We start from the raw sequence: 15,133 nt of genomic DNA on the forward strand, positions 1-15,133 counted from the left end.
TCTTTTCGTGACGAAGGCCGCTGCCGCCGGAAGAGGCGGAGACAGATCCGCACGCGCTCAAGATCTGCTTTCGCCTTTGATGAAGTGAGAAGCGATGCTCCATCTTTTGTTTGATGTGTGGATTTCAATCGCGTCGAGCGCTTCGCCGAGATCAACTACTATCGCACGCAGTCCTACGACAAACGATGACACCGCCATCGAGTTTTCTTTCAATTGATGCTCGAAGCGAAATCGCGAGGGGGTATAGAATTCTGTGCAGCCGCCCTTGCGCACTCAAGATCTTCTTTCGCTTTTGATGAAGTGAGAAGCGATGCTCCATCTCTTGTTTGATGCGTGGACTCTAACCGCGTCGAGCGCCTCGTCGAGATTCACTGCGATCACACTCGTCCTACGACAAGCGATGACACCACCATCAAGTTTGTCTTCAATTGAAGCCAAAAAGCGAAGCCGCAAGGCGGTACAGAATTCTGTGCAGCCGCCTTTGCGCACTCAAGATCTTCTTTCTCCGCTTATGATGGAGTCAGAAGTATTCTTATGTTTTGTTTGATGCTCTCTGCGTGTTGACACCATGCAATGTCGGCGGATACCGATTGCAACATCGACAGGCTATCGGCCTGGGACATCACGAGTCATCCTGTTTTTAGATGGTCGCTGTGAGTGGTCGCATCGTTCCTCATTGATGGGGAGTGTGCGGCAAACGCTGACGGCTGCGTCGATCAAAGACTGCGCGAAACGTTTTTCGAATGTTGCGGCTCAGCGGATCCGAACCCGCTATGACAGAGCAACTTTGGGGTTCGATATGAATTTGATGAAGAGTTCTTTCCTCGGCTCGACGGCGGGACTGGTTTTCCTGTCCACCGTCCTGCTTGTCGTCATCCCACCGAATCTTGCGCATGCACAGGGCGACGAAGGCCAGGGTCCTGGCCATGGCCATGCCATAGCTCAGAACGGAGATGCTCAGACTGAGGCGAAGCCGCAGATCTGGCCTCAGTTCAAGGCGACCACCTCAACGCCGGTGTTCTCGCTCTACGACGCACTCGGCCGACCCGACAATCTCACGGTCCGCGGCATGTTCCGTGCCCGTGGCGAAGGGCTCGTCAACCAGTTCCGCCCGGCGCCTGCCGCGCGGGACGATTATTTGGCCTCGTTCTTCACCGACATTTTCGCCGAGTACAATCTCGGAACGGTGAAGATCGGCGCGGAGCTGTTCGACAGCCGCGGCTACTTCCAGCCGCTAAACTCGGCGACCTCCGCCACTGAGGTGAACACCCTCGAATTCGGCCAGGCCTATCTCAACGTTGATCTCACCGGTGCCCTGCAAGATGGATCGAGGAGCAGCGTCACCGCCGGCCGGTTCACGAAGGACATCGGCTCGCGTCGCCTCGTGTCGCGTCAGCTGTTCCGCAACACCACCAACGCTTTCACGGGTCTCTCCTACGACTGGAAAGGTGCAAACAAGGATCAGATGACCCTGCTCTGGACGATGCCGCACACCCGGTTGCCCGACGACGCGCGCGGCATCCGCGAGAATACGATCGAGTTCGACCGGGAGAGCCCGGACCTGCAACTGTTCGGTGGTTCCTATACTTTTGCGAACGTGTTCGGTGGATCGCTGGAGACCTATGGCTACGGCCTGTACGAGCAGGATTCCGGGACGGGTGCGGGATCGGTGCAGACCCGGAACCGTCGCCTGTTCACCCCCGGCGTCCGGCTGTTGCGGGCGAAGAAGCCCGGGCAGTGGGACTACGAATTCGAGGCGATCTACCAGAGGGGTCTCGTCCGGGAGACGACCGCCATAACCGACACCCGCGACCTCAGGGTCTCGGCCTACTTCTTCCACGGGGAGGCGGGCTACACCTTTGCTGCGAACTGGCTGCCGCGGGTCGTGCTGCAATACGATCACGCCAGCGGCGACAGCAGCAACCCTAATACCTTCACCCGTTTCGATACCCTGTTCGGCGTCCGCCGCGAATACAACCCGCCCAGCATCTATGGACCGCTGCAGCGATCGAACATGATCTCGCCGGCGATACGCTTCGAGGTCACGCCGAGTCCGATCTGGGATGCCTTCGTCGCCTACCGCACGCTCTTCCTGGCGGATCGCACCGACAGCTTCGCCCTCACGCAGGTGCGGGACCGTACCGGCCGATCCGGTAACTTCGCCGGCCATCAAATCGAAGGACGCCTGCGATACTGGGTCGTCCCCGATGCCATGCTGCTCGAAACCGGGGCTGCCTACCTGTTCAAAGGCAGGTTCCTGGTGGACGCCCCCAACGCGCCCGACACGCCCGACACCTTCTACGCCTATCTCGCCACGAATATTTTCTTCTAAAGGCCGTGCCGATCCAACAGCAAATGCCCCTAGGCTGTTAGCACCACTTGTGATGCTGTCTCAGGCGGCGGAGTAGCTCCGGGTGGTTGTCGGGTGAATTCACGGATCATCCTGTTCAATCCCTGCGTGGCGATACCAGCCAAGGGATCCGACCTCGGCCGGACGAGCGAGCCGTCGCCAGTCGATTCCGCGCAAGAATATGTTCGAGGCGTCGCTCGCATCTTCCGCGCCCCGCGCTGTACCTGTTCGCGCTCGTGCGTCGATATCCCTTGTTTGATGCGTGGACTCCAACCGCGCCGAGCACTCGTTCGAAAATCGATTACTATCGAACGCGTCCTATGACAAAGCGATGACAGCCCGCATCAAGCCTGCTTTTCATTGATGCCCTAAGCGAAACCGCAAGGTGACGCAGAGTTTTGTGCAATCTACTTTACTCAAGACCTTCTTTCTTCTCATTTATCTCTTGTTTGATGCAGCCTGCATGTTGACACCGCGCCATACGATGTATAGCGAGAAACATATCGATAGACTATCGACCGGGGGGCATCCCGAGTTGTCCTGTTTTTAGATGATCGCTGTTCTGGGTGGTCGCGCGCGTTCCTCGTTAATGAGGAGCGCCCCGGCATGCGCGGACGGCTGCGGTCAGCCAACGACTGCGCGAAACGTTTTTCGAATGTTGCAGCTCAGCGGGGATCCGAACCCGCATGACACAGCAACAGGGGAACATGGGGGGTGATATGAATTTGATGAAGAGTTCTTTCCTCGGCTCGACAGCAGGGCTGGCATTCCTGTCCACCGTCCTGCTTGTCGCCACCCCATCGAACCCGGCGCAGGCACAGTCCCAAGCCGAGCGGCAGGCGCAGGGAAGGCGGGACTATGCCCCACTCGCCGCCCCGAGCTGGGCGGATACCTATGCTCAGGGTTGGACGGAAAGCCAGGTTCAGGCGCTGACGTTTCCTTACTTCAAGGCGAACACGACGAAGCCGGTGTTCACGCTCTACGACGCACTGGGACGACCCGAGAATCTCAAGATCGGGGGCAGTTTCCGGGCCCGCATGGAAGGGATCAACAACCAGTTCCGGCCAGCGCCTGCCCCACAGGACGACGTGTTGCTCGCACTCCGCACCAACATTTTCGCCGAGTACGATACCGGTCACAAGATCAAGATCGGCGGCGAAGTGTTCGACAGCCGCGGCTATCTGCAGAAACCGAATTCGACGGCCTCCACCACGGAGGTGAACGCCCTCGAGCTCACCCAGGCCTATCTCAACTTCGATCTCTCCGACCAAACGGGCAATGGTTCGAAGAGCAGCATCACCACCGGCCGGTTCACGAAGGACGTCGGCTCACGCCGCCTCATGGCGCGTAACGACTACCGAAACACCATCAATGCCTTCACCGGCGCGTCCTTCGACTGGCAGGGCGCGAACAAAGATCAGATGACCGTGTTCTGGACCATGCCGCACAATCGGTTGCCCAACGACGTGCCGGGCATCCTCGACAATGCGATCGTGTTGGATGAGGAGAACCTGGATCTGCAATTTTACGGCGGTTCCTATACCTTCGCGAACGTATTCGGCGGAACCCTCGAGCTCTATGGCTACGGCCTGTACGAGGATGATACCGGGTCAGGCCTGCGATCGTTGCAGACCCGTAACCGTCGCCTGTTCACCCCCGGCTTCCGGCTATGGAAGGCGCCGAAGCCTGCGCAGTGGGACTGGGAGGTCGAAACGACTTACCAGACGGGTCGCGCCCGGGAGACGGCCGCCATCACCGACAGGCGCGATCTCCATGTCTCGGCCTACTTCTTCCATACGCAGGCAGGCTACACCTTCAATACGGCGTGGCTGCCGCGGGTCTCGTTTCAATACGATCAAGCCAGCGGCGACAGCGCCAACCCTGCCACCTTCACCCGTTTCGACACGTTGTTCGGCGCCCGGCGCTGGGAATACGGTCCGACCAGCCTTTACGGCGCGGTGCAGCGGTCCAACCTGATCTCGCCGGGCATACGCCTGGAGGTCACGCCGAGCCCGATCTGGGATGCCTTCGTCACCTACCGCCCGCTCTTCCTGGCGGACGCGACCGACTCCTTCGCCACCACAGGAGTACGGGACCGTACCGGCCGATCCGGCAACTTCGCCGGCCAGCAGATCGAGACTCGCCTGCGGTACTGGCTCATCCCGAATGCCTGGCTGCTCGATACCGGGGTCACCTACCTGATCAAAGGCAGATTCCTGCAGACCGCCCCCAACGCGCCTGCCACAGCCGACACCTTCTACGGCTATCTCCAGACCAGCTTCTTCTTCTAAAACGAGTTTCTTCTTCTAAAGACCACGCCGGCCCAACAGCAAATGCCTGTGGGCCGGCACCTATTTTTTCGGCCGTGTGAAATTTCGTCCCTAGCATTCCTCAATTGAGGAAAGAGTAGGCGATCAAGTCTGGCATCAAACGCCAGAGCGCGTACCGCTTTAAGTCCCGTAGCTCTGCACGAGACTGCCGGCCACCAGCGCCCAGCCGTCGACCAGCACGAAGAAGATCAGTTTGAACGGCAGCGACACAACGACGGGCGGCAGCATCATCATGCCCATCGACATCAAGACCGATGCCACCACGAGATCGATGATCAGGAACGGCAGGAAAAGCAGGAATCCGATCTCGAAAGCGCGCTTCAGTTCGGAGATCATGAAGGCCGGCATCAAGATGCGCAGCGAGAGTTCAGCGGGCGTACCCGGCGACGGCTCGCCGGACAGATCCATGAACAGTTTGAGATCCTTTTCCCGCACGTTCTTCTGCATGAAGCCGCGCAGTGGAACGGATGTGCGCTGCAAAGCGTCCTCAACCGTGATTTCGTTGGCGACCAGCGGCTTGATGCCATCGTCGTAGGATTTCTGCAGCGTTGGTCCCATTACGAAGGCGGTGAGGAACATCGCAAGTGCGATGATGACGGAGTTGGGCGGTGCGGTCGCGGTGCCTAGCGCGGTGCGCAGCAGTGAAAGCACCACCACGATGCGCGTGAACGACGTCATCATGATCAAAATCGACGGTGCAATCGACAACACGGTGAGCAGCGCGATCAGCTGGATCGCACGCTCGCTCACGCCGCCGTTGCCGGCGCCGCCAAGATTGATGCTGATATCCTGCGCGAACGCCGGATCGGTGAGCGATCCGGCGGCTATCAGAATGAGAAGGAATGAAACTCTACGCGGGTGGGTCGCCGCACTCACGAAGGGGACTTCGAGCGCCCGAGCAGAGACGCCATCTCGTTCTCAAGGTGCTCGAACCCGGATTTCGGACCGGGCGGGGCGACCGGCGGTGCCCCTGACGGTTCGCTACGGGATGCGGGACCGGGTGTAATTTCCGTACTGCGCGGACGAGGCGGTGGTTCGGAGGTCACGGGCGCCGCGGCCGAAGGCTTGCTGTCGCCCGTCGGGCGCCGGAGTGCGGCCTCGAGACGTTGCGCCATCTCCGCGAGATTTTGATCCGCGTTGGAGGCAGAGGGAGACGGTGAGGGCGTCGGCGCAGGAGGCGGCGCTGGACGCAGCGGCATCACTGGTTCCTGTCGCGCCGGACGGGCGCCGCGAATGTCGGTTCGGCTCATGGGCTCGGGCGTGAAACCGGCCAACGGATCGCTGCGGCGCTCGGCGGCAATCGGCCGGCGTGGGGCATCGGCGAAGGGCGGGCGGGCCGGGGGAGGCGATTCCGGGATTGGAGGCTCGGGATGGCCGGACGGATCGGAGCGAGTGCCGTCGGACTCCACCCAGCCAGTCTCGGCCAGCGGTGGCAGTCTCGGCATTTCAACGTTCGATAGCGGGCGTTGCGGAGCCTGATCGCGTCCGGGGCTGGCGGCGCGAACGATGTTGTGCTCCACGACAATGTCGGTCGGTCCTCCGATCATCAGAAGGTGCTCGACATTGTCCCGGCGCACCAGGACCAGTCGCCGACGTCCGTCGACTGCGGCGGCATCGATCACCGCCAGACGGGGCATGCGTCCGCGATTGGCATTGACGCCGAGACGATCTCCCGCGAATCGCCGCACGAGCCAGGCGGCCCCGGCGATCAGCGCCAGGACCACAATGAATGCGATGACGAATGTGACTGCCTGCATGCTGTGTTCCTGACAGAAAGCGCCTTTAATTCAGCTTCGGATCGTCGAATGCCTTCCGGCATTCCTCCCGTGACGATCGAGCCTTGGCCCAGTCTATTAATCCCGCCCGGCAAAAACTGCCGCCGACAGCCTTAATAACCTATGAATCGAAGAGACCAAAACAACTTCTGCGCGTCGTCCGCTCCGGTTAACAAAGGTGGTTAACGCACTCGTGGCAAGTATCTGGGCAATCCGAGATTTTAACGTGCGCCTGAGCAGAAAGCCGGCTTAGGCAAGATCCGCCGCTTTGCCGTTCTTAACCCGCTGTTAACCATGAGGGGGGCAAATTCTGCCTACCTCGGCGGCGCCCCGTCCCGAGGCCGGAGCGAAGACCCGTGCCCCTCAACGATATAACCTCGCTGGCGGCGCTGCGCACCCGGATGCAGTGGCATCACGAGCGCCAGCGTGTCCTGGCCGAAAACATCGCTAACTCCGATACCCCGAACTTCAAGCCGCACGATCTGGTGGAACCGAGGTTCGACGCACAAGGCGGCAATGCCTCAAGCGGTGCAGCGCTGGCGATGATCCGCCCCACCTCAGGTCAGAGTATCGCCGGTTTCGAAGCGTTCTCGCACTTTGGACGAAACGGCAATGGCGGCTTTCAGACCCGTCCGGCTGGCAACGCCGTCAGCCTTGAGGATCAAATGCTCCAGGTGTCGGCTAACCAGATGGACTATGCCGCCGCGACCTCGCTCTACAGCCGCAGCCTGCGGCTGCTGAAGATGGCTGTCGGCAAGGCGTGACGCAGGGCTAAACGGAAGGAGACCGCATCATGGCAGACAACGGCGCCGACTTCATGCGATCGATGAGCATCGCCACCTCTGGTCTGCGAGCGCAGGCCGGGAGAATGCGGGTGATCTCGGAAAACATCGCCAACGCCGACTCAACCGCGCAAGGGCCAGGCGGCGATCCTTATCGCCGCAAGGTGCCGACCTTTTCTTCGACCCTCGATCGTGCGCTCGATGCGAAAGTGGTGACGCTCGGCCGGGTGAGGCCTGACACGTCAACGTTCCGCGTCAAGCACGAGCCGGGCAATCCGGCCGCAGACGCCAGCGGCAACGTCAAATATCCCAACGTCAATTCGCTGGTGGAGATGACCGACATGCGCAACGCGCAGCGGTCCTACGAGGCGAACCTCAACATCATCAGCGCAACGCGCCGGATGATCCAGCGCACACTCGATATCCTCAAGTCCTGATCGGAGAATCTGCCATGGCGTCGCCCACAGTTGCAGCAAATGCCTATGCGAGCCTCGTGAGGATGATGGATTCCGGCGCCGCCGGTGGCAAAGCACCGAGCGGTGATGGTCCCGCGTTCAGTGCGGTGCTGAAAGATGTACTCGGCGGCGTGAGGGAAGCGGGGCGGGCGTCCGATGCGCAGACGGTGGCGATGGCAACGGGCAAGGCCAACCTGATGGATGTGGTGACCGCGGTCGCGGATACCGACGTCGCGGTGTCGACGCTGGTGTCGGTGCGCGACCGCGTCATCCAATCCTATGAAGACATCATGAGGATGCCGATCTGATTGGAGCGCACATCAGCTCGCTGATGCTGCGTCCTCCCTTATCTGGCCGAAAAGAGGTTTGTTATGACCGGCGCTGAAACACTGGATGTCGCACGTGACGCGATCTGGACCATCGTTCTGGTCTCCGGACCGCTGCTGGCGGTCGGCCTCATCGTCGGCGTCGCGATTTCGCTGGTGCAGGCATTGACGCAAATTCAGGAGCAGACGCTGGTGTTTGTGCCGAAGATTCTAGCGATCTTCGTGACGCTGGTGTTGGCGCTACCGTTCATGGCCGATGCGCTGCACGCTGAAATGATACGGATTTCATCGCGAATCATCGGCGGCTGACGCACAGTCGCGAGATGCATATCGATATCTCGCTTCTACCCGCTCTCGCCGCCACCTTCATGCTGGTATTCGCCCGCATTGGCGCGATGGTGATGCTGTTGCCTGGGTTCGGCGAGGGCTTCATCCCGGTGCGGGTGAAGCTCGCCATCGCTCTGCTTTTGACCCTCATCATCCTGCCGCTGCATCGTGCCGCCTATCACGTTGACATGCAGTCGATCGCGCCACTGGCGGTCTTGTTGGTGCACGAGATCATTATCGGCGTCGTGCTGGGCGCTACGGCACGCGTCACGCTTGCGGCCTTGCATGTGGCAGGCTCGATCATCGCACAGCAGCTCGGGCTTGGATTCGTCACGTCGGTGGACCCGACGCAGGGCCAGCAAGGCGCGTTGATGGGAAACTTCCTGACCCTTCTCGGGATCGCGCTGCTGTTCGCAACCGACACCCACTATCTGGTCATCGCCGCGCTCAACGACAGTTATAAGATATTCTCGCCAGGCGAACTGATGCCGAGCGGCGACGTGGCGGCGCTGGCGACGCGTGCTTTTTCCGGCGCTTTCAAGATCGGCCTGCAACTGTCAGCTCCGTTTCTGGTGTTCGGACTGGTCTTCAATATCGGGCTTGGCGTGCTCGCGCGGCTGATGCCACAGATGCAGGTCTATTTCGTTGGCGTGCCGCTCTCGATTCTTATCGGCTTCATGATCTTCGCCGCCGTGCTGGCGTCCATGATGGGAACCTACATGGATTATCTGGTCGGCGTGATGCAAGACCTGACGTCGCTGAACTGAGGTCTCCGCGATGGCCGACGAGAGCGACGATACCGAGAAAACAGAAGACCCGACGCAAAAGCGCCTCGACGATGCGCTCGAGCGCGGCGACGTCGCCAAGAGCCAGGAGATCAACACCTGGTTCGTGATCGCGGGTGCGACACTGGTACTTTCGACGTTTGCTGGCTCGATCGGCGACGGATTCCAGACGCCGTTGCGCAATCTGATCGCCAATTCCTGGCAAATTCGGACCGACGGCCCCGGTCTTTTGGCACTGACCGAGCAAATCGGGTATCGCCTTGCTGCCGTGCTGGGCGTTCCGTTGCTTTTGCTGATGATGGCCGCCGTCGCCGGCAATGTCATTCAGCACCGCTTCGTCTGGTCGGGGGAATCGCTCAAGCCGAAGCTGAGCAAGATTTCAGTGGTGTCCGGCGCCAAGCGGATTTTCGGCAAGCAGGCTGCTGCGAACTTCGCCAAGGGACTTTTCAAACTGATCGCGCTGGGCGCGGTCATGACGGCGGTGCTTTGGCCGGAGCGCTCGCGGCTCGATGCGATGGTGCGGCTCGATCCGGACGCCCTTCTCGGAATTACGAAAAGCCTGACGCTGCAATTGCTCGGCGCCGTGGTTGTGATGCTCGCGCTGGTCGCAATCGCAGACTACTTGTTCCAGTACCGGCAATGGTTCGAGCGACAGAAAATGTCGCTGCGGGAGATGAAAGAGGAGTTCAAACAGTCAGAGGGCGATCCGCATATCAAGGCTCGCATCAGACAGTTGCGCCATGTCCGCATGAAGAAGCGCATGATGGCCGCCGTCCCCAAGGCTTCGGTGATCATCACCAATCCGACGCACTATTCTGTCGCTTTGTCCTATGAGCGTGGCATGTCGGCGCCGGTCTGCGTAGCCAAAGGCGTGGATAACATCGCGCTCAAGATCAGGGAAATCGCCCGCGAGCATGACATTCCAGTCGTCGAGAACGTGCCTTTGGCCCGCGCGCTGTATGCCGTTGTCGAAATCGACGACGAGATTCCGGCCGAGCACTATCACGCCGTCGCCGAAATCATTGGTTACGTCATGGGCTTGAAGCGCGGGTTTTCGGGGCACCGGATCTGAGGCCGGTAGCCTGCATCGGAAGAGCATCGGGGTGGGGGAAATGGCGGGAATGAGCCCATGAGGTGCTTGCGCTGCCGGGTCCGATTCAGGCACTCAGGACCCGGCGCATGCGCATTCCGCGCCCGCCGCGATAGGCCCCGCCGGATTTCATGACGCCAGATCCCGACATCGATTTACCGCAGGTGGGGCAGGAGCCGGCGCGGCGGAGCGGCAGTATCCTCCTGGTTCTGCTAGTCGCGGGTTCGATCGTCGCGGCCGCCGTGGCGTTTATGACGCTGGGGAGCACTGACGCCCAGCCTTATATTCTGGCGCTATTGGCCTCGCTAGCGATGGTCGGGCTGTTCACGCTTTTCGCGTTCGCGGCCGGGATCGTCCGCTTTGCCGACCGTACCGTTGACGATCCGCTGATGCGTCCGATAGCGGATCACGCCTTCGACGGTATCGCCGTCACCGATTCCGGCGGGCACATCGTTTATGCCAACTCCGCTTATCTCACCCTGACCGGAGCTACGTCGATGCAGGACGTGCGGCCGGTGGAGCGCGTATTCATCGGCAATCCCGACGTTTCCGAGGCGGTGTTCCGCCTTTTGAAGGCTGCGCGCGAGGGTAAACGCCAGCAGGAAGAGGTCCGCGTTGCCGCCGCCGACGGCACGAACGGTCGCTGGCTGCGGCTGAGGGTCCGCCGGCTCGCACAGGCAAAGCGGTATTCTCGATATGCCGTGTGGTCGATCGCCGACATCACCCGCGACCGCGAGCGGCAGGAAGATGTATTTCAGGAACTGCGCCATGCGATCGAATATCTCGATCATGCGCCGTGCGGATTCTTCTCTGTCAACCAGTCAGGCGATCTTGTCTATGTCAATGCGACGCTTGCCAACTGGCTGGATCACGATCTGGCGGAGGTCGGCTCGGGTGGCCTGAAGCTCGCCGACATCGTTTCGGGGGACGGCGCGTCTTTGCTGACATCGATTATTGCTGCGCCCGGCGAAGTCCGCACCGAGGTCTTCGATATCGATCTGCGGATGCGCAATGGCAAGACGATGCCGGCGCGCCTGTATCACAAGTTAGCATTCGGCGCCGACGGTGTGCCCGGTCCCTCGCGAACGCTGGTGATCAGCCGCGCCCGCGACGAGCGCGTCGATCCGCAGCGTGCGGCGGAAGTACGCTTCATGCGCTTCTTCGACAACACGCCGATGGCGATCGCGACGGTCGATAAATCCGGCGCTGTTGGTCGCGCCAACGCGCGGTTTGCGAAACTCGCGCAAAGCCTCAGTCCGGACGGCGCCGTCGCCAAGTCGATTCTTGCGGCGGTCAAGGAGCGCGATCGTGGTCAATTGAGCGCGGCTATCCACGCTGCGGCGGACGGGCAGGGTGATATCCCTCCCGTCGAGGTGATGCTGGAGGGCGCGCGCGAGCGATGGGGACAGTTTTTCGTCACCGCGGTGGAGGACGATCGCGACGCGGAAGCAGCCATCGTCTACATGCTTGAGACGACCGAGCGGCGCACGCTCGAGAGCCAGATCAATCAATCCCAGAAGATGGAGTCGGTTGGCCAGCTTGCCGGAGGCATCGCACACGATTTCAACAACGTGCTGTCCGCCATCATGATGGCAAATGACTTCCTGCTGAACGCGCACAAGCCGACCGACCCGTCTTTCCAGGATATCATGCAAATCAAGCAGAACGCCAACCGCGCCGCAGCCCTGGTGCGGCAATTGCTGGCGTTCTCGCGGCGACAGACCCTGCAGCCGAAAGTGCTCGATCTCGGCGATACCCTGAGCGACATCGGCATGTTGCTTAAACGTTTGATCGGCGAGAAGGTTACTTTCCCCGGCGTCGTGCACGGGCGAGACCTGTGGCCGGTCAAGGCCGACGTCTCGCAGTTCGAACAGGTTATCGTCAATCTCGTGGTCAATGCGCGCGACGCCATGCCAAATGGCGGCAAGCTCGCGATCCGCACCGCGAATGTCGCGGCCGCGGAGGTCGCGGCGTTCGGCCACAAGGGAATGCCGGCCGCGGACTATGTGCTGGTCGAGATCGGCGACACCGGTACAGGAATTCCGCCCGAGATCGTCGATAAGATTTTCGAGCCGTTTTTTTCCACAAAAGAGGTGGGCAAGGGCACCGGGCTCGGTCTGTCCACGGTCTACGGCATCGTCAAGCAGACCGGCGGTTTCATCTACGTTGACTCCAAGGCGGGCGAGGGCACGACGTTTCGTATTTTTCTGCCGCGCCATCATCCCGAAGCCGAGGCGCCGCCGGCGTCGCCCGGCGTGATCGGCGCGGCAAAGGAGTCTTCTCCACCGACCAAATCGGTCAACACCGATCTGACCGGCCAAGGCACTATTTTGTTGGTGGAGGACGAAGAGGGGTTGCGTTCGCTCAATGCCCGCGGCCTGCGTTCGCGCGGCTACAGCGTGATCGAAGCATCCAACGGCATCGAAGCGCTGGAAGCGCTCGACGAGAATGGTGCCGTCGATCTGGTGGTCTCCGACGTTGTTATGCCGGAAATGGACGGGCCAACTCTGTTGCAGAAGATGCGGGTGCGCAATCCCAATCTCAGAATCATTTTCGTGTCGGGTTACGCCGAAGAAGCATTCGACAAGAGTCTGCCGGAGAACGAGCAGTTCGCTTTCCTTGCGAAGCCTTTCGCGCTCAGTGCGCTGATTGCCAAGGTCAAGGAGACGATGACGGCATCCTAGCCTCGATGTTTCGGTCTGCCGTTGACCGCTCGGCCTTCAAGGACCGGGTGGAGGCTAATCCGCCCATCTACCCCTTTATTGGATTGCGTCCGGTTCCGCGCGCGGCAGGTGCCGTGGCGGGTTGTACAGCGCCGTGACGCCCGTGCGCCGGCGCTGTCCGCGTGCGGTTGCGCCCGTCATCGTAAAGGGTGGAGCGATACTTCGCCCGCGCTTCCGTCATCGTGGCACCGCGCCAGGCGGCCAGCATGATTCGCGCAGAGCGTTCACTGAGCGCGTCATAGAGGCGCGAGAGCCGATAGACCTCAGTGACGGACGTGCCGATGGCCGGATCGAGAAACAGCAAAATCTGCTGGAAAATTTCAGAGGGAATGCCGATGGCCTTGGCGGCGCAAACGAGCGGCTCGCCGCCCGGATCCTTCACCACCTGTTCGGAAATCGCAGCGGGAAGCATCAAGGTTGCGCTGAGTTCGGTCGCGAAGCTATCAACGTCGGACGCGAATGCGGCCATGTGCAAAATCTCGATCGCCCGCAGGGCACGGGACGGATGAATATGCGGCGACGGCCGCAGCGGGGCCGTGGACAGGTTGTGCAGGATCAAAGCGCGATCTTTAGAGCTTGCGCCAAAGAACATCTCACTTATTTCGGCGGCGTCACCTGGTGCCATCGATAGCGTTGCGACCGTGTGCGGTTTCGTCGCTGGGGCCGCCGTCGCGGGCGGCGATGGCGGCGCGGGGCTACCAGCCTGCGGTGGGGTGACGGACGCGTCGAGCCGCAACTTGCTCATGATCGCCGCCGGCGTCCGCGGGTAGATCGACAGGCGGGCGCGCACTACGGCGCGGGTGGCGTCGTCGACATGATCGATCAGGCGTGAGGTGAGTTCGACGAAGTGTCGTTCCTCTTCGACAGAGTGTGTGCTGGTCTGCACATAAAGGTCGGTCAGGACCCGTAGCAGAGTCGGACGGATGTCAACGCCGTCCCGGCGGGACAGCATCAACAACCCGTCGAAGCCGGGAAACATCGGAGGTGTGGTCATGGCGGCTTACGCTTACGGAACCAGTTTGTTCTCAACCTAGCGCGGCCGCTTTAACAGGCCGTTAACCATGCGGGGTTCTAAATCCCGACGCGTCGCTGCCCAAACAGCGACGAGCGCTGGGGCGAGGAGAGACTGAGCATGGGCACCGTTATTGCGTTTCCGGCAGATGCGGCTTCGCGGCTGGGATCAACGGTAAATCGCTCTTCGGATCAGATGAGGGGAACGGTGGTGATCCTGCCAGTCATACGCATCGACCGCGAGACCGACGAAACCAGCGGTGGAAGCGGTCCCGAGCAGGGCACGGCTGCCGGGCGGCGGCGCCGCCGCCGTGCCCGCTCCTGATTTTTCCGGACACGCCCGATGCAGGAGACGTCGCTTGCGATGCCAGGGCTGAAACGTTCATCTCTCACTTCGCTTGTTTCCGTGATTCTATTAGGCACTGCGCTCGCAGCATGCAGTGGCGGTGACTTTGGCCGCGTTCGTCAGGATGCACGCAACGACGACATGCACCGCTGGATGGGCGCGGAAGCGACCGGCAGCATCGGTCGTCAGCCGTCGCGGTTTCAACTAACCGAGAGCGAGCGGATGTTGCGCGATCTCGCCTATCCGCTGGTCGAGCCGCCGCATTCGCGGCCGGCCTGGAAGAGTGTGTTCGGCGACTACGACCCGCTCGCTACGCCATGGCGGCAAAAGCCTGCATTTGATCGCTCCGCTTACGGCCGCCTGCTCATCGACGAGCCGCATCGTTCTCACACTTCGCGCTATACGCAATTAATCGATGACGTCCGCGACGACATCACCCGTTTTGATCCGTTCTTCAACACCGCCCGGCAGGTCTTCGTTCTCGACGGCAAGCGCAACGCCAGCCTGAGATTGGTGTCCGACCTATCGCCGCGTGAGCACGCTGACGCCGTCGCCCGCATGGAGGAAAACACCCTGATCGTGCAGTGGGTGCAGCAATGTCTCGAGCAGCGGATCGCGTCCTATCGCTGGGCGCTCGAGCATCTGGTGGTTCAGGCGCCGGATGGTATGGCGGCCGACGCAGACCGTCTGATCGGGCAACTCGCGATGTTGGCCGCCAATCCCCCTGTGACCGCGGCCCCCGTGATCGGCCGCGCCCTGCGTACGCGCGGGTAGCGCGTCCTTGATTGTAGCGAACGCTTGACGAGAGCAAAACCGACCAAGCCTCGTTAACC

At 61.1% G+C, this 15,133-nt stretch carries 15 protein-coding genes; 11 read left to right on the forward strand and 4 right to left on the reverse strand.

The features are described 5' to 3' along the window. Nucleotides 1-57: 57 nt before the first annotated feature. A complete protein-coding gene (locus ACM561_RS06180; protein WP_425908824.1) occupies nt 58-273 on the reverse strand; it encodes a hypothetical protein in 216 nt (71 codons plus the stop codon). Nucleotides 274-799: 526 nt separating this feature from the next. Here ACM561_RS06180 and ACM561_RS06185 point away from each other — a divergent pair. Both ACM561_RS06185 and ACM561_RS06190 read left to right on the forward strand, forming a co-directional pair. Then, nucleotides 800-2,332 (forward strand): alginate export family protein, encoded by a 1,533-nt coding sequence (locus ACM561_RS06185; protein ID WP_425908826.1) that lies wholly within the window; start codon nt 800-802, stop codon nt 2,330-2,332. A gap of 737 nt (nt 2,333-3,069) precedes the next feature. Then, nucleotides 3,070-4,641 carry an alginate export family protein gene (locus tag ACM561_RS06190; RefSeq protein WP_425908828.1) on the forward strand — a complete coding sequence of 524 codons (1,572 nt, stop codon included), beginning with the start codon at nt 3,070-3,072 and terminating at the stop codon, nt 4,639-4,641. Nucleotides 4,642-4,800: 159 nt separating this feature from the next. Here the strand turns inward: ACM561_RS06190 and fliP are convergent, their stop codons facing one another. Then, nucleotides 4,801-5,556 carry a flagellar type III secretion system pore protein FliP gene (gene fliP / locus ACM561_RS06195; RefSeq protein WP_425908830.1) on the reverse strand — a complete coding sequence of 252 codons (756 nt, stop codon included), beginning with the start codon at nt 5,554-5,556 and terminating at the stop codon, nt 4,801-4,803. After that, complete coding sequence (locus ACM561_RS06200; RefSeq protein ID WP_425908832.1) at nt 5,553-6,437, reverse strand: flagellar biosynthetic protein FliO; 885 nt, start codon at nt 6,435-6,437, stop codon at nt 5,553-5,555. The genes fliP and ACM561_RS06200 overlap by 4 nt, the downstream gene beginning before the upstream one ends. Before the next feature lie 374 nt (nt 6,438-6,811). Between ACM561_RS06200 and flgB the strand changes: the two genes are divergently transcribed. The 7 genes from flgB (at nt 6,812) to cckA (ending at nt 12,904) form a co-directional block, all read left to right on the forward strand. Beyond that, nucleotides 6,812-7,219 (forward strand): flagellar basal body rod protein FlgB, encoded by a 408-nt coding sequence (gene flgB, locus ACM561_RS06205; protein WP_425908834.1) that lies wholly within the window; start codon nt 6,812-6,814, stop codon nt 7,217-7,219. 29 nt (nt 7,220-7,248) lie between these two features. Beyond that, on the forward strand, nt 7,249-7,674 hold the full coding sequence (gene flgC, locus ACM561_RS06210) for a flagellar basal body rod protein FlgC (protein ID WP_425908836.1): 426 nt from the start codon (nt 7,249-7,251) through the stop codon (nt 7,672-7,674). Nucleotides 7,675-7,688: 14 nt separating this feature from the next. Next, a complete protein-coding gene (gene fliE / locus ACM561_RS06215; protein WP_425908837.1) occupies nt 7,689-8,000 on the forward strand; it encodes a flagellar hook-basal body complex protein FliE in 312 nt (103 codons plus the stop codon). A gap of 63 nt (nt 8,001-8,063) precedes the next feature. After that, on the forward strand, nt 8,064-8,327 hold the full coding sequence (gene fliQ, locus ACM561_RS06220) for a flagellar biosynthesis protein FliQ (protein ID WP_079446200.1): 264 nt from the start codon (nt 8,064-8,066) through the stop codon (nt 8,325-8,327). 14 nt (nt 8,328-8,341) lie between these two features. After that, complete coding sequence (gene fliR, locus ACM561_RS06225; protein WP_425908839.1) at nt 8,342-9,112, forward strand: flagellar biosynthetic protein FliR; 771 nt, start codon at nt 8,342-8,344, stop codon at nt 9,110-9,112. A gap of 10 nt (nt 9,113-9,122) precedes the next feature. Continuing rightward, nucleotides 9,123-10,202 (forward strand): flagellar biosynthesis protein FlhB, encoded by a 1,080-nt coding sequence (flhB, locus tag ACM561_RS06230; protein ID WP_425908841.1) that lies wholly within the window; start codon nt 9,123-9,125, stop codon nt 10,200-10,202. 149 nt (nt 10,203-10,351) lie between these two features. Then, complete coding sequence (cckA, locus tag ACM561_RS06235) at nt 10,352-12,904, forward strand: cell cycle histidine kinase CckA (RefSeq protein ID WP_425908843.1); 2,553 nt, start codon at nt 10,352-10,354, stop codon at nt 12,902-12,904. Nucleotides 12,905-12,971: 67 nt separating this feature from the next. On the opposite strand, the gene ACM561_RS06240 is transcribed toward cckA, so the two are convergent. Further along, nucleotides 12,972-13,937 (reverse strand): DUF2336 domain-containing protein, encoded by a 966-nt coding sequence (locus ACM561_RS06240; protein WP_425908845.1) that lies wholly within the window; start codon nt 13,935-13,937, stop codon nt 12,972-12,974. Nucleotides 13,938-14,075: 138 nt separating this feature from the next. Here ACM561_RS06240 and ACM561_RS06245 point away from each other — a divergent pair, with 138 nt between their 5' ends. Both ACM561_RS06245 and ACM561_RS06250 read left to right on the forward strand, forming a co-directional pair. After that, entirely contained in the window at nt 14,076-14,279 is a 204-nt protein-coding gene (locus tag ACM561_RS06245; protein ID WP_079446205.1) for a hypothetical protein, read from the forward strand. A 39-nt stretch (nt 14,280-14,318) separates the two neighbouring features. Then, entirely contained in the window at nt 14,319-15,074 is a 756-nt protein-coding gene (locus tag ACM561_RS06250) for a hypothetical protein (RefSeq protein ID WP_425909660.1), read from the forward strand. Nucleotides 15,075-15,133: the final 59 nt, after the last annotated feature.

The sequence above is a fragment of the Nitrobacter sp. TKz-YC02 genome (assembly GCF_049852135.1).
Lineage (GTDB): Bacteria > Pseudomonadota > Alphaproteobacteria > Rhizobiales > Xanthobacteraceae > Nitrobacter > Nitrobacter vulgaris.